The organism is Bradyrhizobium sp. YR681 (assembly GCF_000282615.1).
Classification (GTDB): domain Bacteria; phylum Pseudomonadota; class Alphaproteobacteria; order Rhizobiales; family Xanthobacteraceae; genus Bradyrhizobium.
This window is the reverse complement of sequence record NZ_AKIY01000224.1, coordinates 21,344-37,760: the sequence shown is the minus strand read 5'-3', so window position 1 is coordinate 37,760 and position 16,417 is coordinate 21,344. Positions and strand designations below refer to the sequence as shown.

General features: G+C 65.3%; 13 protein-coding genes. 10 read left to right on the top strand and 3 right to left on the bottom strand.

What is annotated here, in order from left to right; genetic code table 11:
• On the bottom strand, nt 1-928 hold a 928-nt coding region (locus PMI42_RS23850; protein WP_008138815.1), incomplete at its 3' end, for an adenylosuccinate synthase.
• A gap of 408 nt (nt 929-1,336) precedes the next feature.
• On the opposite strand from PMI42_RS23850, the gene mgtA reads away from it, so the two are divergent.
• Nucleotides 1,337-3,835, top strand: a complete 2,499-nt coding sequence (mgtA, locus tag PMI42_RS23845; RefSeq protein ID WP_008138812.1) for a magnesium-translocating P-type ATPase — start codon at nt 1,337-1,339, stop codon at nt 3,833-3,835.
• Nucleotides 3,836-3,991: 156 nt separating this feature from the next.
• Nucleotides 3,992-4,924, top strand: coding sequence for a DMT family transporter (locus PMI42_RS23840; protein WP_008138811.1), 933 nt, complete (start codon nt 3,992-3,994; stop codon nt 4,922-4,924).
• A 169-nt stretch (nt 4,925-5,093) separates the two neighbouring features.
• Here PMI42_RS23840 and PMI42_RS23835 read toward each other — a convergent pair whose 3' ends face one another.
• Entirely contained in the window at nt 5,094-5,483 is a 390-nt protein-coding gene (locus tag PMI42_RS23835; protein WP_008138810.1) for a hypothetical protein, read from the bottom strand.
• Nucleotides 5,484-5,588: 105 nt separating this feature from the next.
• On the opposite strand from PMI42_RS23835, the gene PMI42_RS23830 reads away from it, so the two are divergent.
• Together PMI42_RS23830 and PMI42_RS23825 are read left to right on the top strand one after the other, a co-directional pair.
• Entirely contained in the window at nt 5,589-6,524 is a 936-nt protein-coding gene (locus tag PMI42_RS23830; protein WP_008138809.1) for a DMT family transporter, read from the top strand.
• Nucleotides 6,525-6,691: 167 nt separating this feature from the next.
• Nucleotides 6,692-7,669, top strand: coding sequence for a Bug family tripartite tricarboxylate transporter substrate binding protein (locus tag PMI42_RS23825; protein WP_008138808.1), 978 nt, complete (start codon nt 6,692-6,694; stop codon nt 7,667-7,669).
• Between the two features lie 183 nt (nt 7,670-7,852).
• Here the strand turns inward: PMI42_RS23825 and PMI42_RS23820 are convergent, their stop codons facing one another.
• Nucleotides 7,853-9,538: a methyl-accepting chemotaxis protein gene (locus PMI42_RS23820; RefSeq protein WP_008138807.1), complete on the bottom strand. Its 1,686-nt coding sequence runs from the start codon at nt 9,536-9,538 to the stop codon at nt 7,853-7,855.
• A 255-nt stretch (nt 9,539-9,793) separates the two neighbouring features.
• On the opposite strand from PMI42_RS23820, the gene PMI42_RS23815 reads away from it, so the two are divergent.
• From PMI42_RS23815 to PMI42_RS23790, 6 genes are all read left to right on the top strand, one after another.
• A complete protein-coding gene (locus tag PMI42_RS23815) occupies nt 9,794-10,837 on the top strand; it encodes a C-terminal binding protein (RefSeq protein ID WP_008138806.1) in 1,044 nt (347 codons plus the stop codon).
• Between the two features lie 99 nt (nt 10,838-10,936).
• On the top strand, nt 10,937-12,280 hold the full coding sequence (locus PMI42_RS23810; RefSeq protein WP_008138805.1) for an ABC transporter substrate-binding protein: 1,344 nt from the start codon (nt 10,937-10,939) through the stop codon (nt 12,278-12,280).
• Between the two features lie 117 nt (nt 12,281-12,397).
• A complete protein-coding gene (locus tag PMI42_RS23805) occupies nt 12,398-13,354 on the top strand; it encodes a carbohydrate ABC transporter permease (protein ID WP_008138804.1) in 957 nt (318 codons plus the stop codon).
• Nucleotides 13,347-14,249 (top strand): carbohydrate ABC transporter permease, encoded by a 903-nt coding sequence (locus PMI42_RS23800; protein ID WP_008138803.1) that lies wholly within the window; start codon nt 13,347-13,349, stop codon nt 14,247-14,249. Before PMI42_RS23805 ends, PMI42_RS23800 begins: the two co-directional genes overlap by 8 nt.
• A gap of 125 nt (nt 14,250-14,374) precedes the next feature.
• A complete protein-coding gene (locus PMI42_RS23795; protein WP_008138802.1) occupies nt 14,375-15,346 on the top strand; it encodes an MBL fold metallo-hydrolase in 972 nt (323 codons plus the stop codon).
• Between the two features lie 50 nt (nt 15,347-15,396).
• The gene (locus PMI42_RS23790) at nt 15,397-16,401 is read left to right on the top strand and encodes an alpha/beta fold hydrolase (protein WP_008138800.1); all 1,005 of its coding nucleotides are present in this window, start codon (nt 15,397-15,399) and stop codon (nt 16,399-16,401) included.
• The last annotated feature ends 16 nt before the right edge of the window (nt 16,402-16,417 follow it).

The following is a 16,417-nucleotide window of genomic DNA, read 5'->3' as shown; positions in this document are numbered from 1 at the left end:
CCCAGCCGCAGCGGCGGGGCCGGCCGGTATTGGTGCCGAACTCGCGGCCGCGCTCGCCGATCTTGCGGCCGGTCTCGTTGTCCTGCTCGGTCGGGAACGGGCCCTGGCCGACACGGGTCGTATAGGCCTTGCAGAGGCCGAGCACATAGCCGACTGCGCCGGGGCCAAGGCCCGAGCCGGTCGCGGCCTGCGCCGCCACCGTGTTGGACGAGGTCACATAGGGATAGGTGCCGTGGTCGACGTCGAGCAGCGCGCCCTGCGCGCCCTCGAACAGCATGCGCTTGCCGGCACGCCGCTCGATGTCGAGCAGCCGCCACACGGTCTCGGCATAAGGCAGCAGCTGCGGCGCCAGCGCGCTCAGCTCCTTCAAGATCTCCTTGCCGTCGAACTCCGGCAGGTTGAGGCCGCGGCGCAGGGCATTGTGGTGAGCCAGCAGCCGGTCGATCTTGTGCGGCAGCGTGTCGAGGTCGGCGAGGTCCATCAGGCGGATGGCGCGGCGGCCGACCTTGTCCTCATAGGCAGGCCCGATGCCGCGGCGGGTGGTGCCGATCGCGGTCGCCGCATTGGAGGATTCGCGCAAGGCGTCGAGCTCACGATGCAGCGGCAGGATCAGGGTGACGTTCTCGGCGACGCGCAGATTGTCCGGAGAGACTGCAACGCCCTGCGAGCGCAACTTGGTGACCTCGTCGAGGAAGGCGGCCGGATCGAACACCACGCCGTTGCCGATCACCGACAGCTTCTGCTCGCGCAGCACGCCGGAGGGCAGCAGCGCCAGCTTGTAGGTCTTGCCGTTGATCACCAGCGTGTGGCCGGCGTTATGGCCGCCCTGGAAGCGAACGACGATGTCCGCCTGCTCCGACAACCAGTCGACGATCTTGCCCTTCCCTTCGTCGCCCCATTGGGCGCCGACGACGACAACATTGGCCATTCGCGGGTAATCCCTATTCAATCTGTCTCTAGGAGGCATGATCCTCGCGGAAAACCGGTGTCCACTTTTCCGGGATCATGCCTGCGCCCAGCCCAATCCGCAGCCGAGGCCGCTCGCACGCAAGGCAGCCAACCGGATAAAGGAAGCGGCCTCTCTAGGCAAGCATGAAGGGGGCTTTTTCGAGGTCCGGAGGCCGGCCCAAGCCTTTGATATCCCCTTAAAATCCTGAAACATTGGCGGCCTGGCGGCAGCCGGATTGACACGCATCAACCGTCCCGGCCCGTGATTGCGCCAAGAGAGAGTGGAGGGATCGTCGAGGGATCGCCGTCACCTCCGCAGCTTACCCTTGCCGGGGCCCAGAGACTCCATTTTGGGCCTCCAGTTTGGGCCTCCATTTTCGGACATGCCGTGACCAAGCCGCCGAGCAGCCAAGCGAGCCAATTCTGGCGCCTGCCGGCGGATGCGCTCTGCACCGAGCTCGGCTGCTCCGTGCAGGGCCTGAGTGCGGCCGAAGCCGCCGAGCGCCTCGACCGCTTCGGGCCGAACAGCGATGCGTCGCCGCGGATCGAGGGGGCGATGCGCGCGATCCTGCGCCGGCTGCTGGAGCCGCTGTCGCTGATCCTGCTGGTCGCCGGCATCGTCTCGATGCTGACCGGCGACGAGATCGGCGGGCTCATCATCGTGCTGATTCTCGCGGGCTCGATCGGGCTCGACACCATCCAGGAAGGCCATGCGGTCCGCGCCGCGGAGATCCTCCGCCGCTCGGTGGCGCTCAAGGCCGAGGTCAAGCGCGACGGCGCCTTCCGCGAGATCGACGTCGACCACGTCGTTCCCGGCGATCTCCTGCGCGTCCGCGCCGGCGACATCATCCCTGCGGACGCGCTGGTGCTGGAGAGCACCGCCTTCACCGCGGGCGAAGCGGCGCTCACGGGCGAGCCCTATCCGGTGCAGAAGCGCGCCGGTGCCGCCACCGATGCCGACGACACGTCGAATGCGCTGTTCCGCGGCGCCGTGGCGCAGACCGGCGAGGCGATCGCGCTGGTGATCAGGACCGGCCGCGACACCGTGTTCGGCGCGGCGGCCTCCGCGCTTGCCGAGACGCAGGCGCCCTCCCCGTTCGAGCGCGATCTGCGCGAATTCGGCCTCGTGATCGCGCGCGCCACGCTGGCACTGGTGCTGGTCGTGCTCACCGTCCGCGTCGTGTTCGGCCGGCCCGTGCTGGATTCGCTGCTGTTCGCGGTCGCGCTCGCGGTCGGGCTGACGCCGGAGCTGCTGCCGATGATCACCACGGTGACGCTGTCGCGCGGCGCGCTGCGCATGGCCGGCCGCAAGGTGATCGTCAAGCGCCTCGCCGCGATCCACGATCTCGGCGCCATGACGGTGCTGTGCACGGACAAGACGGGCACGCTGACCTCGGCCGAGATCACGCTGGCCAAAAGTCTCGACGCCGAGGGCAAGGACGACGCCCGCGCCGCGCAGCTCGGCGCCATCGCGGCCTCGCTCGGCGGCGATCGCGGCTCGCTCGATGCGGCGCTGGTTGCCGGCCGGCCGGATGCCGCGCAGGGCTGGACGCTGGCCGGCCGGCAGGCGTTCGACTTCTCGCGCCGGCTGGGATCGGTGCTCGCGACCGGTCCCGAAGGCGCGCTGCTGATAGTCAAGGGCGCGCCGGAGGCGGTGCTCGAGCTGTGCGTGATGGATGACGGCGCCCGGACCCGCGCGATCGCCCGGGTGCATGAGCTCGCGACGGAGGGGCTGCGCAGCGTCGCCGTCGCGTCGCGCCCGTGGACCGGCGCAACGCGCGAGGTCGAGACCGCCGACGAAACCGGGCTCGTCTTCGAAGGCTTTTGCGCCTTTGCCGACCCGCCGAAGCCGACGGCCGCGGCCGCGATCGCACGGCTCGCCGCAAGCGGCATCACGCTGAAGATCCTGTCGGGCGACGATCCCGTGGTGGTGAAGCGGCTCGCCGGCCTGGTCGGGCTGAACGCCGACCGCGTGCTGTCGGGAGCCGACATCGCCGCGCTCAGCGACGATGCGCTGGCCGTGCAGGTGCAATCGACCGACGCCTACGGCCGGCTGGCACCCGATCAGAAGTCGCGCATCGTGAAGGCGCTGCAGGCAAGCGGCGCGGTGATCGGCTTCCTCGGCGACGGCATCAACGACGCGCCGGCGCTGAAGGCCGCCGATATCGGCCTGTCGGTCGAAGGCGCGAGCGGCGTCGCGCAAGCCGCCGCCGACATCATCCTGCTCGCCTCCGATCTCGAAGTCGTCGCCGACGGCGTCGAAGAGGGCCGGCGCACCTTCGCCAACATCATGAAATACGTCCGCATGGGCGCGAGCTCGAATTTCGGCAACATGCTGTCGATGGCGGTCGCCTCGATGGCGCTGCCATTCCTGCCGATGCTGCCAACGCAGATCCTGCTCAACAACCTGCTCTACGATCTCTCCGAGCTCGGCATTCCCTTCGACCAGGTCTCGCGCCAGGCGACCGCGCAGCCGCAGGTGTGGAGCATGACGCGGCTGGTGCGTTTCGCCGCCATCATGGGGCCACTGTCCTCGGTGTTCGACTTCCTGACCTTCGGCGCGCTGCTCTATCTGTTCCAGGCCTCTCCGGACGAATTCCGCACCGCCTGGTTCGTCGAATCCATGGCAACGCAGATCTTCGTGATCTTCATCATTCGCACCAATGGCCGGCCGTGGCGCAACTGGCCCGATCCGGTGCTGTCCGCCTCCTCGCTGGTTGCCTTGCTGGTCGCGATGGTGCTGCCGTTCACGCCGGTCGGCACATGGTTCGGCTTTGTTACGCCGCCCCCGATCATGATGGCCGGCATCGCGCTTCTGGTCGTCGTCTATCTCGCCTGTGCCGAACTGCTGAAGCCGTTTGCGATCCGGGCCGGGCTGAAGGGTTGAGCGAGGTTCCGGCCGCCGCCCGCGCATGGAGGCGATGCGCCTCGCCCCATTGATATCGGGCACATTTCCGTGTCTTTGAACGGGCCGGGCTATGAGCCGGCCCGGATATCGCCGGGCCGGGGTCTCGGCGTATGACGCGGGGCCATAACAATCAAAATGTCCGCCACCGGCCAGACCACGAGCACGGAGACATCCGGCCACAACTGGATCGCCAACCAGCCTTATCTGCTGCTCAGCATCACCGCGCTGTGCTGGGCCGGCAACGCCATCGTCGGCCGCCTTGCCGCCGGCCACATCCCGCCGGTGACGCTGTCGTTCCTGCGCTGGCTGTTCGCGTTCCTGCTGGTCCTGCCGTTCGCCTGGAAACATCTGGTGCAGGACTGGCCCGCGATCCGCAGCAAGCTCGGCCTGATGATCACGCTCTCGGTCATCGGCATCGGCGGCTTCAACACGCTGCAATATTGGGCGCTGGAGCATACCCAGGCGCTCAACACTCTTCTGTTGCAGTCTGCTGCGCCGCTGATCGTGGCGCTGTGGTCGCTGGCCATCCTCGGCATCCGCCTCACCGCGGCACAGGCCTTCGGCGTGTTGCTGTCGATGTGCGGCGTGCTGATCATCCTGCTGCACGGCGACCTCACCACGCTGTCGAACATCGACTTCAACAAGGGCGACCTGATCTTCATGGTCGCGCTGATCCTGTTCGCGCTCTATTCGGTGCTGAGCCTGAAGCGGCCGGCAATGCACGGCCTGTCGTTCCTCGCCTTCACCTTCGGCGCGGGAGCGGCCTGTCTCATCCCGCTGGAGATCTGGGAACTGTACGCGCGGCCCGTGATGAAGCTCGACGCGCCGAACCTGCTCACCTTGTTCTATGTCGCGGTGTTCCCCTCGACGCTCGCCTATCTCTGCTTCAATCGCGGCGTGCGCCTGATCGGCGCCAACCGCACCGCGCCGTTCTTCCACGTCGTGCCGGTGTTCGGCTCGATCATGGCGATGGCGTTCCTGGGCGAGCACCCGCAGGCGTTCCACTTCATCGGCTTCGCGCTGGTGCTGTCGGGCGTGTTCGCGGCGTCAAGGAAGCAGGCGGCGTGATTTCTTCCTTCTCCCGTTGCGGGAGAAGGTGGCGCAAAGCGCCGGATGAGGGGTTTGATCCACGAATACAAGTGAGAGTTGGACTCGCGGAGAGAGACCCCTCACCCGTCTCGCCGTTATCGCGGCGAGCCACCCCTCTCCCACAAGGCAAGAGGGTAAGAGAGCGCAATCACTTCGCCTTGAACTTGCTGTACGCCTCGCTCGTCGCAATGATCACGTGCTCGGCGCAGCCGTTGACGCGATGCGGGTCGGCTTCGCGCTCGTAGGACTCTGACGTCATCATGTCCAAAAAAGCCGCGACGGTCGGATAGAACACCAGCGCGACGAAATCCCAATCGTTGCCTGCGTGCGGGCCGAGGGCGATCGCCCTGGCCTCGCCGGTCCAGAGCAGCGTGCCGCCGCGGGCCTTGATCATCGGCACGGTGATCGCGCTGTAGCGCAGATACGCGTCCCAGCCCGAGCCGTCGCCGTCGCGCGAGCGGGCGTGGAAGCGCATCAGGTTCAGCATCACCACCGGCGCCTGCTGGTCGAGCCCTTCCAGGCCCGCGATGTTCAACATATTAACCGCCAATGGCGCCTCCCTGGGTCCTGGCTGCATTGTAGCATTGCGGCGGCGTGACTTGTGTCACGAGGGCAATCCGGCGCAAGGTCGTATCTGACGCCAATGACGATCGCTTCGCCCGCGCCACGGCCCTCGAGTCCGGCCAGTTGGCTCAACAACCAGCCTTATCTGCTGCTCAGCCTGAGCTCGCTGTTCTGGGCCGCCAACATCGTGCTCGCGCGCCATGTCGGCGCGCATGTGCCGCCGTTGACGGTGACCACGATCCGCTGGTTCGGCGTGTTCCTGATCCTGCTGCCGTTCTCCTGGCCGCATCTCAAGCGGGACTGGCCGGCCTTGCGCCAAAGCCTGCCCTTGATGCTGTTCCTGTCGCTGATCGGCTTCGCCTTCAACAACGCGGTCTCCTACTGGGCGCTGCAATACACCGAGGCGCTGAACGCGCTGCTGATCCAGTCGGCCGGCCCGCTGTTCGTGGCGCTGTGGTCGCTGGTGCTGTTCGGGGTGCGGCTGACGCAGGGACAGCTCGCCGGCATCGCGATCTCGCTGGCCGGCGTGCTGATCATCATCCTGCGCGGCGATCTTGCGGCGCTGGCGAGCATCAGCTTCAACAAGGGCGACCTCATGTTCGCCTCCTCGCTGCTGGCGTTCGGCATCTACTCCGCCTACATCCCGCGCCGGCCGAAGGTTCATCAGCTCTCCTTCCTGTCCTTCACCACCTGCTGTGGCGCGATCATGCTGCTGCCCACCGCAATCTGGGAGGCCTGGAGCGGCCGCGTGCTGCAATTCGACACGGTGACGCTGGCGACGCTGGCCTACATCCTGATCTTCCCCTCGACGCTCGCCTATCTCTTCTTCAACCGCGGCGTGGCGCTGATCGGCCCGAACCGGGCCGCGCCGTTCTTCCATCTGGTGCCGGTGTTCGGCTCAGCGATGGCGATCGTCCTGCTTGGCGAAAAGCTCCAGCCATTCCATCTGATCGGCTACGCGCTGGTGCTCGCCGGCGTCGTGATCGCCTCGCGCCAGGGTTCTGCGGTGAAGTAATTCCGCGGCGCGGACGCAGGTCTCGTGTCCCGGGCGCAGCGCAGCACACCGGACGATGCTTCGCATCGCCGGGAGCGCTGCGCCCGGGGCACGAGACAAACTCACACCTTCCGATTCCAGCGAAGAGAGGCTAGGTTCCCCGCCAATAAAAAGAGGGAACGTCAAACATGCTTTCATCCATCATCCGAGCCCTGCGCACCGCCGGTGCGGCCGGGCTGTGTCTCGCCGCCGCATCCGCCGCGCAGGCCGACACCTGGCCGAGCCGCAACATCACGCTGGTGCTGCCGTTTGCGGCCGGCAGCGGCACCGACACCACGACGCGGCTGATCTCGCAGCATCTGTCGCAGGCGCTCGGCGTCGGCATCGTGATCGAGAACAAGGCCGGCGCCAACGGCATGATCGCCGCGAGCTATGTCGCGAAGGCCGCCCCCGACGGCTACACGCTGCTGGTGACGACCAACACGACGCATTCGGCCAATCCCTATCTGCTCAAGAGCCTCACCTACGATCCGGTCAAGGACTTCACCCCGATCGCGCGCACCGGCGATCTGCCCTTCATGCTGGTGATTCACCCCGACGTGCCGGCCAAGACCGTCGGCGAGCTGGTCGCCTACGGCAAGGCCAATCCGGGCAAGCTGAGCTACGCCTCGGGCTCGTCCTCGGCGATCGTGTCGGGGGCGACCTTCGCGCACTATGCCGGGCTCGACCTGTTGCACGTGCCCTACAAGAGCTCGCCGCCGGCGCTCAACGACGTCATGGGCGGCCGCGTCTCGATGATGTTCGTGGACATCCTGACCGGCCTGCCCCATGTCCAGGGCAACGCGCTGCGGGCGCTCGCCGTCACCACCAAGGACCGCTCGCCGCTGGTGCCGAACCTGCCCTCGATGCAGGAGGCCGGCGTGCCCGATTTCGACATCTCCTCATGGCAGGGCTATTTCGGTCCGGCCGGCATGCCCAAGGAGATCGTGACGCGGCTGAACGCCGAGATCAGGAAGATCGTCGAGAAGCCGGAGATCAAGGCGCAGCTCGCCACCCTCGGAATGGATGCGTTTTCCGGCACGCCGGAGCAGCTCGGCACGTTCGTGAACGAGCAGCTCGTGCTGTGGGAAAAGCTGATCAAGGACGCCGGGATCGAGAAGCAGTGAGCTGTCATCGTCCGCGAAGGCGGACGATCCAGTATTCCAGAGACAGTGAGGCTTGAACCGAGAAGCCGCGGCGTACGGGATGCCCCGCCTGCGCGGGGCATGACGGCCGATAGAGCTTAAAAAAGAAAAGGTGGGCACGACGCTTTCGCGTCTTTGCCCACCCTACGAATTCAGCGCGAAGCCTTACGCCGCACGCACCTTGGCGAGGAAGCCGTCGACCGCACTGCGGAGCGCGCCGGACTGGCTGTCCAGCTCGCGGGCGTTGGTGAGCACGTCGGTTGCCGCCGTGCCGGTCGCTGCCGCGGCCGAGGTGACGCTGCCGATATTGGCGTTGATCTCGTTCGATCCGGCGGCGACCGACTGGATGTTGCGGGCGATCTCGCGGGTCGCCTCGCCCTGCTGCTCGATCGAGGCGGAAATGCCCGCGGTGATCTCGCTCATCTCGGCAATCGTCTGGGTGATGCCGCCGATCGCAGCGACCGCATCGCTGGTCGAGGTCTGCATTGCCGCGACCTGGGCCGAGATTTCCTCGGTGGCCTTGGCGGTCTGGTTGGCCAGCGCCTTGACCTCGGAGGCGACGACGGCGAAGCCGCGGCCGGATTCACCGGCGCGCGCCGCCTCGATGGTGGCGTTGAGCGCCAGCAAATTGGTCTGCGCCGCGATCGAATGAATGAGCTTGACCACCTCGCCGATCTTCTCGGCGCCGGTGGAGAGTTCCTGCACCGTGGCGTTGGTGCGCTCGGCATCGCTGACGGCGCGGCTGGCAACTTCGGTCGAGCGCGTCACCTGGCGGGAGATTTCCGCAACCGAGCTGGACAGCTCCTCGGCCGCGGCAGCAACCGTGCCGACATTGCCAGAGGCCTTCTGCGAGGCCGCGCCGACGGTCGCCGCCCGCGACGAGGCGTCGCTCGCGGTCGCGGTCATCGACTGCGCCGTGCTCTGCATGCCGGCCGCGGCCGCGGAGACCGAGCGGACGATGCCGTTGACGCTGCGTTCGAAATCGCTGGCGATGCCTTCCATCGCGCTGCGACGTTCCGCCGCGGCGCGCTCCTTGGCCTCGGCCTCGGTCTGCTCGAGGTTGCGGATGCGGACCGCGTTGTCCTTGAAGATCTGGACGGTCGAAGCCATCGCGCCGACCTCGTCGCCACGGCCGACGCCGGGGATGTCACCCTCGAGCTTGCCGTCGGCGAGCTCCTTCATGCGGGTGCCGAGCAGCGCCAGCGGACGGCTGATGCTGCGGCCGATCATCCAGGCGACGCTTCCGGCGACGATGACGATGCCGAGCATGGCAAGGCCGAGCAGCCAGTAGACCGGACCCATCTTGGCGTCGATGTCGCTGAGATAGGCGCCGGTGCCGAGATACATGTCGAAACCGGGCACCGCGACGGCGTAACCGATCTTGCTGATTGGGGTCTCCTGGCCGGGCTTCACGTAATCATAATAGAGCAGGATCGAGCCGTTCGCCTTGACGCCGTCCATCAGCTCGACGGACAGCTTGCGGCCGTTGGTCACGACATCCATGCGGTTGGCGCCGATCTGCTTCGGATCGGGCGCGAGCTGGGTGATGCCATCATAAGACGTGCCGAACAGGTAGCCCGAACCGTTATCGTAGGTCATCGAATTGCCGTAGCGGCGAAGATCGGCCATTGCCGCGTCCTTCGTCAGCTCGCCGGCATCGACGCGCTTCTTCAGCGCGGCCGCATAGTTGCGGCCGAGGTCGACGATCGCCTTGGTCTGGTCGATGCGCGCATTCACCATCTCGCGCTTCATCAGGTAGCCGGCGAGAACTCCGGAGATGCAGAGGCCGAACAGCGTAACGCCGACAAGGATGCCAAGTTTGGGCGCGATCTTCAGATTGCTCAACGTCACGGTGGGCTCCTCGGGTGGCACGGACTCAGGCGCAGGCCTTTTTGATTTGAATCAACTTTTAGTGTGTGACCCCTTAGCAAGTTACTTACAGGCCCCCGTAGAACCCCGGGCGAAATCGGGAAATCTGCAAATAATCATTGGGCTGGACAACCGGCAATTGTACGCGGTCGCCCCGATTTCGCGTAAAAGACGCAAAGGCCTGTCCGAAGGTGCAGGCCCCCAACAAGAACCGACAAACCAAATCGGGAGCAGGAAATGCCGAAATACAGGGTGGTGACGCCGAAGGGCGCGAGCTTCACGGTCGCAGGGAGCGATTATTCCTACGAGCGCGAGGCGCTCGATCCGATCGATGCGGAGATCATCGAGGCGCCGGCCAACGAGGCCGAGTTCATCGCCGCCGCGAAAAACGCCGATGCCATCTACGCCAAGGGCATTCCGATCACCAAGACCATCATCGACGCGCTCGAGAGCTGCAAGGTCATCACGCTGGGCTCGGTCGGCGTCGACAGCGTCGACGTCAAGGCCGCGACCGCCCGCGGTATTCCCGTCACCAACATCCCCGACACCTTCATCGAGGAAGTCGCCGACCACGCCATGATGCTGCTGCTCGCGGGCTTCCGCCGTCTGGTCGAGCAGGACAGGATGGTGCGCGACGGCCGCTGGGCAGAGGGGCGGCCCGCGCTGCTCAAGATCCCGAGGCTGATGGGCCAGACGCTCGGCTTCATCTCGTTCGGCCGCGTCGCGCGCGCCGTTGCGAAGCGCGCAGCACCGTTCGGCCTGCGCATGATGGCCTATGATCCCTTCATCCAGGAAACGCTGATGTACGACCACGGCGTCATCCCGGCGACGCTGAACGAAGTGCTGTCGCAATCCGACTTCGTCTCGATGCACGCGCCTGCCCGGCCCGAAGTGCATCACATGCTGACCGAGAAGCACTTCCGGCAGATGAAGAAGGGCTCGGTCTTCATCAACACCGGCCGCGGCGCCACGGTGGACGAGGAGAGCCTGATCAAGGCGCTGCAGGAGGGCTGGATCGCGCACGCCGCCCTCGACGTGCTGGAGAAGGAGCCCCCTTCGCACAACAACCCCATCCTCAGCATGGAGAACGTGACCCTGACCGCCCATGTCGCCTCGGCCTCGGCACGGTTCGACGAGGCGCGCAAGCGCCGCGTGGGCTACGAATTGTCACTGGTGCTTCAGGGCATGTGGCCGGTAAGCTGCGTCAATCCGTCGGTGCTGCAAGACACCGCGCTCCGCCGCTGGCAGCCCGTCAGCATGGATCGCGGACCGAACAGCTAAGGCGGCCGGCGCAAAGCGCGCCGAAAGACCGGCAAACGACCGGAACGGCCCTTCACCGGCGATCAACGCCGGGAAGGGAGACATCATAGGGAGGAACTGATGAGGAACGACCTTACACGTCGTGATGCCTTGGCGCTGGGCCTGTCCGTTGCATCGCTCGCTGCCACCGGTGTTGCAGCGCACGCACAATCCGCGATCAAGGCCGCGGACGTCCCGGCTCCGAAACTACCGATCGAAAAGGGCGCGTCCCTGCGCATGCTGCGCCCGGTGCGGTTCGTCCAGGCCGACGAGGACGTGTTCCGCGCCAATGCGGCCAAGTTCACCAAGGATACCGGCGTCGAGGTCAAGGTCGACTTCGTCGGCTGGGAGGACATCAACCAGCAGACCGCGGTGACCGCCAATTCCGGCGCCGGTCCCGACATCATCATCGGCTTCTCCGATGCGCCGCACATCTATATCGACAAGCTGATCGAGCTGACCGACGTCGCCGACTATGTCGGCAAGCGCTACGGCGGCTGGCTGCCGCTGGCGCAGCGCTACGGCAAGAAGAACAAGAGCGACGCCTGGATCGGGCTGCCGTTCGGCGCCACCGCCGGTCCCCTGATCTACCGCAAATCGATCCTGCAATCGGTCGGCTTCGACAAGGTGCCGGAAGACCATGCCGGTATTCTCGACCTCTGCCAGAAGCTCCAGAAGGCCGGCAAGCCCGCCGGCTTCGCGCTCGGCAACGCCAAGGGCGACGGCAACGGCTTCGCGAGCTGGGCGCTGTGGTCGCACAACGCGGCCCTGCTCAACGAAGAGGGCGACGTCGTCATCAACAGCAAGGAGACGATCGCCGCGCTGAACTGGGTCAAGCAGCTCTATCCGACCTTCATCGCCGGCACGACGTCGTGGAACGACGTCAGCAACAACCGCGCCTACGCCGCGCAGGAAATCGCACTGACCGCCAACGGCGTGTCGCTGTATTTCTCGCTGAAGAACGATCCGGCGACCAAGGCGATCGCCGAGGACAGCGAGCATCAATTGCTGCCGAAGGGCGTCGCCAAGGTCTCGCCGATGGCGGGCCTGACGCTCAACGCCATGGTGTTCAAGCACAGCCAGTACCCCAACGCCGCAAAGGCGTTCCTGCAATACATGCTGGAAAAGGACCAGTACGAGCCGTGGCTCAACGCCAATTCCGGCTACTGGTCCCAGCCGCTCGCGGCCTACGCCGAGGCCGCCGTGTGGTCGCAGGATCCCAAGGTGCAGCTGTTCAAGAACACCATGAACAGCACCTATTATGACGGCTATGCGGGCCCGATCTCGACGGCGACCGGCGCCGTCAGCGCCGACTACGTGCTGATCCAGATGTTCGCATCCGTCGCCACCGGCGCCGCCACGCCGGAAGCCGCGGCCGCGGAAGCCGAGCAGCGCTGCAAGCGGTACTTCCGGCGGCAGAAGTAGAGACCGTCATTGCGAGCGAAGCGAAGCAATCCAGTCCCGTCCCCGCGGCGACAACCTGGATTGCTTCGCTCCTCGCCATGACGACACGGTGAAAGTCTAGAACAGGACAACGACACGATGTCCGTGACCACACTTCCCCCTCTCGCCCTGGCCCACCGGCAGCCGTCCTGGCTGGTCCGCCTGTTCGACTACAAGCCGTTCCTGATCGTGATGTGCCTTGCGCCCGCGATCGGGCTGCTTGCGGTGTTCCTGACCTATCCGCTCGGCCTCGGCATCTGGCTCGCCTTCACCGATACGACGATCGGCCGCAAGGGCGTCTTCGTCGGCTTCGAGAATTTCCAGTATCTGCTCACCGATCCCTTGTGGTGGAACGCGGTGTTCTACAGCGTGGTCTACACAGGCATAGCGACCTTTGGAAAGTTCGCGCTCGGCTTCTGGCTGGCACTGCTGCTCAACAACCATTTTCCGTTCAAGAGCCTGCTGCGGGCGATCATCCTGTTGCCCTGGATCGTGCCGACGGTGCTTTCCGCGCTGGCTTTCTGGTGGATCTACGACCCGCAATTCTCGATCATCTCCTATCTGCTGGTCGACGTGCTGCACTGGCGGACGAGCAACATCGATTTTCTGGGCTCGCCCTGGCCGGCGCGCTTCTCGCTGATCGCCGCCAACATCTGGCGCGGCATTCCCTTCGTCGCGATCTCGCTGCTGGCGGGCTTGCAGACCATCTCGCCCTCGCTCTACGAGGCCGCGATGCTCGACGGCGCCAGCGCCTGGCAGCGCTTCCGCTACATCACCTTCCCGATGATGATGCCGATCCTCGCCATCGTCATGACCTTCTCCATCATCTTCACCTTCACCGACTTCCAGCTGGTCTACGCCATCACCCGCGGCGGCCCCGGCAACTCGACCCATCTGCTGGCGACGCTGGCGTTCCAGCGCGGCATCGCCGGCGGCGAGCTCGGCGAAGGGGCCGCGATCGCGGTGTCGATGATCCCGTTCCTGGTGTTCGCGACGCTGTTTTCCTATTTCGGCCTGGCGCGCCGCAAATGGCAGCAGGGAGAGAGCAATGACTGATACCGTGGCGCAACCTGCCGCCGTCGCCGACGCAAAGGCGGCACCCGACACCATGGCCTGGGATTCCGGGCTGCGGCGGCTGATGATGATCTATTTGCCGCTCGGCTGCTTCGTGCTGATCCTGCTGTTTCCGTTCTACTGGATGGCGATCACCTCGTTCAAGCCGAACGCGGAGCTGATGAACTACAAGGAGCACAACCCGTTCTGGATCACTTCGCCGACGCTGGCGCACATCAAGCATCTCCTGTTCAACACCGCCTATCCGCGCTGGCTGTGGACGACGATGCTGGTCGCGGTCGGCTCGACCACGCTGTCGCTGATCGCGAGCACGCTGGCGGCCTATGCGATCGAGCGCTTGCGCTTTCGCGGCAGTCCCTATGTGGGCCTCGGCATTTACCTCGCCTATCTCGTGCCGCCGTCGATCCTGTTCATTCCGCTCGCCACCGTCGTGGTGCAGTTCGGCCTGTTCGACTCGCCGCTGGCCCTCATTTTGGTCTACCCGACCTTCCTGGTGCCGTTCTGCACCTGGCTGCTGATCGGCTATTTCAAGTCGATCCCCTACGAGCTCGAGGAATGCGCGCTGGTGGACGGCGCGACGCGGCTGCAAATCCTGCGCCGGATCACGCTGCCGCTGGCGGTGCCCGGCCTGATCTCGGCCGGCATCTTCTCCTTCACGCTATCCTGGAACGAATTCATCTACGCGCTCGCCTTCATCCAGAGCGGCGCCAACAAGACCGTGCCGGTCGCGATCCTGACCGAGCTCGTCACCGGCGACGTCTACCAGTGGGGCGCGCTGATGGCGGGCTCGCTGCTCGGCTCGCTGCCGGTTGCGGTGTTCTACTCGCTGTTCGTCGATTACTACGTGTCGTCGCTGACCGGTGCGGTGAAGGAGTAGACGACGATTGCACGCGATGATCGTGCAATCGCGATAGACCGTTTGTTGCATTGGCCTCACGCTGCATCCTGACAGCGGGGTCGATCATGGCGCCGTCGATTGTCGCTCGAGAAAGCGGGAATTGCATGCGTTCGCCAAACCTTCCCTCGTTATCGCGACGCGGTTTCTGCCTGTGCTGCGTCGGCGCAGCGGCGTCCGCCGCCAGTTCAGGATGGCTCACCCCGAAGCAGGCATTCGCAGAGGCGCGCGGGATCGTCAGCCTGATCAAGGACAGCGCGGCGACGTCGCCCATCACGACTTACAAGCTGCGCGGCAATATCAGCGTGCTCGAAGGCTCCGGCGGCAGCATCGCCGTTCTCAGCGGACCTGACGGCAAGCTGCTGATCGATGCGGGCATCCGCGTCTCGCGTCCGCAGCTCACCAAGGCGCTGGCCGATCTGGGCCCCGATCCCGTCACCCACCTCGTCAACACCCACTGGCACTTCGATCACGCCGACGGCAACGAATGGCTGCATTCAGCCGGCGCCAGGATCATCGCGCAGGAAAACACCAAAAAGCACCTCGCCGAAATGCAGCGGGTCGAGGACTGGGATTACAATTTCCTTCCGCTCGGCGCGGGCGGAATCCCCAGTGAAGTGTTTGCCCGCAGCCACGAGCTCAAGCTCAACGGAACCTCGATCGGCCTGAAGTACCACGGGCCCGCGCACACCGACAGCGACATCGCCGTCACCTTCGCGGACGCCAACATCGTTCACGTCGCCGACATGTTCTGGAACGGCATCTATCCATTCATCGACTATTCGACCGGCGGCAGCATCGACGGGATGATCGCTGCGTGCGACGCCAGTCTCGCGGCCATGGACAAGGACACGATCGTCATCGCCGGGCATGGCAAGCCGGTCGGCAACAAGACCGAGTTCCAGGCCTTTCGCGACATGCTGGTCGGGATCCGCGACAACGTTGCCCGGCTCAAGAAGCAGGGGCGAACGCGGGACGAAACCGTTGCGGCCAAGCCGACCGCTGCGTTCGACGCGATATGGGGGCAGTTCGTGATCGATCCCGGCTTCTTCACCAGACTGGTCTACCAGGGCGTTTGAAAAAAGCTCGCTGTCGTCGGCCACTCAACCGTTTTGACAAGGAAATCGACATGAAAACCACAGAGATCGTGGCCCAGCCAACGCTCCTCGATCGTCGCCGTCTCGTTCTGGGATTGTCCGGAGCAGCTGTCGCCGCTGCCTCGACTGCAGCATCTGCGAAGCCGGAGCGCGACGAGCACACCGCCAGCGCCTATCCGGTCACCTATCATCGAACCGCAACGGTCGACGGCATCAAGATCTTCTACCGCGAAGCTGGTCCGAAAGATGCGCCGGTGTTGCTGTTGCTCCACGGCTTTCCGACCTCCTCGCACATGTTTCGCAATTTGATCCCGGCGCTCGCGGACCGCTACCACGTGATCGCTCCCGATTATCCCGGCTACGGCCAGAGCGACATGCCGCCGCGCGCGTCGTTCAATTACACCTTCGACCGCTTCGGCGAACTCATTGACGGTCTGCTCGACCAGGTCGGAGTCAAACGATACGCGATGTACGTCATGGATTACGGCGCTCCGGTCGGCTGGCGACTGGCGCTCAAACATCCCGAGCGCATCACCGGCCTGATCGTGCAGAACGGCAACGCCTATGACGAAGGGCTCAAGGAGTTCTGGGATCCGATCAAGACATATTGGGCCGACGGGGCGGATGCGAGCCGGCAGGCGCTGAAGAAGCTGGTCACGCTGGAGATCACGAAATTCCAGTACACCGACGGCATGTCCGACGTCAGCCGCATCTCACCCGACAACTGGATTCACGATCAGGCGCTGCTCGACCGTCCCGGCAACGGCGACATCCAGCTGGACATGCTCTACGACTACCGGACCAATCTGCCGCTGTATCCCGCGGTGCAGGCCTATTTCCGCAAGCACCAGCCGCCGACGCTGATCGTCTGGGGCAAGAACGATTACATCTTCCCCGCCGATGGTGCCCATCCCTACAAGCGCGACCTGCCGCAGGTGGAGTTTCATCTGGTCAACTCAGGCCATTTCCTGCTCGAGGACCGGTTCGACGAGGTCACGCCCCTGATCCGCGACTTCCTCGCCCGCAAGATTGCCTGATGGCTCCCCAAGGAAC

Coding starts and splice junctions, on each gene's coding strand:
- PMI42_RS23800 (WP_008138803.1), top strand. CDS start 13,347: ATGACTGATACCGTGGCGCAACCTGCCGCCGTCGCCGACGCAAAGGCG.
- PMI42_RS23840 (WP_008138811.1), top strand. CDS start 3,992: ATGTCCGCCACCGGCCAGACCACGAGCACGGAGACATCCGGCCACAAC.
- PMI42_RS23790 (WP_008138800.1), top strand. CDS start 15,397: ATGAAAACCACAGAGATCGTGGCCCAGCCAACGCTCCTCGATCGTCGC.
- PMI42_RS23815 (WP_008138806.1), top strand. CDS start 9,794: ATGCCGAAATACAGGGTGGTGACGCCGAAGGGCGCGAGCTTCACGGTC.
- PMI42_RS23830 (WP_008138809.1), top strand. CDS start 5,589: ATGACGATCGCTTCGCCCGCGCCACGGCCCTCGAGTCCGGCCAGTTGG.
- PMI42_RS23795 (WP_008138802.1), top strand. CDS start 14,375: ATGCGTTCGCCAAACCTTCCCTCGTTATCGCGACGCGGTTTCTGCCTG.
- PMI42_RS23805 (WP_008138804.1), top strand. CDS start 12,398: ATGTCCGTGACCACACTTCCCCCTCTCGCCCTGGCCCACCGGCAGCCG.
- PMI42_RS23810 (WP_008138805.1), top strand. CDS start 10,937: ATGAGGAACGACCTTACACGTCGTGATGCCTTGGCGCTGGGCCTGTCC.
- PMI42_RS23825 (WP_008138808.1), top strand. CDS start 6,692: ATGCTTTCATCCATCATCCGAGCCCTGCGCACCGCCGGTGCGGCCGGG.
- PMI42_RS23835 (WP_008138810.1), bottom strand. CDS start 5,483: ATGTTGAACATCGCGGGCCTGGAAGGGCTCGACCAGCAGGCGCCGGTG.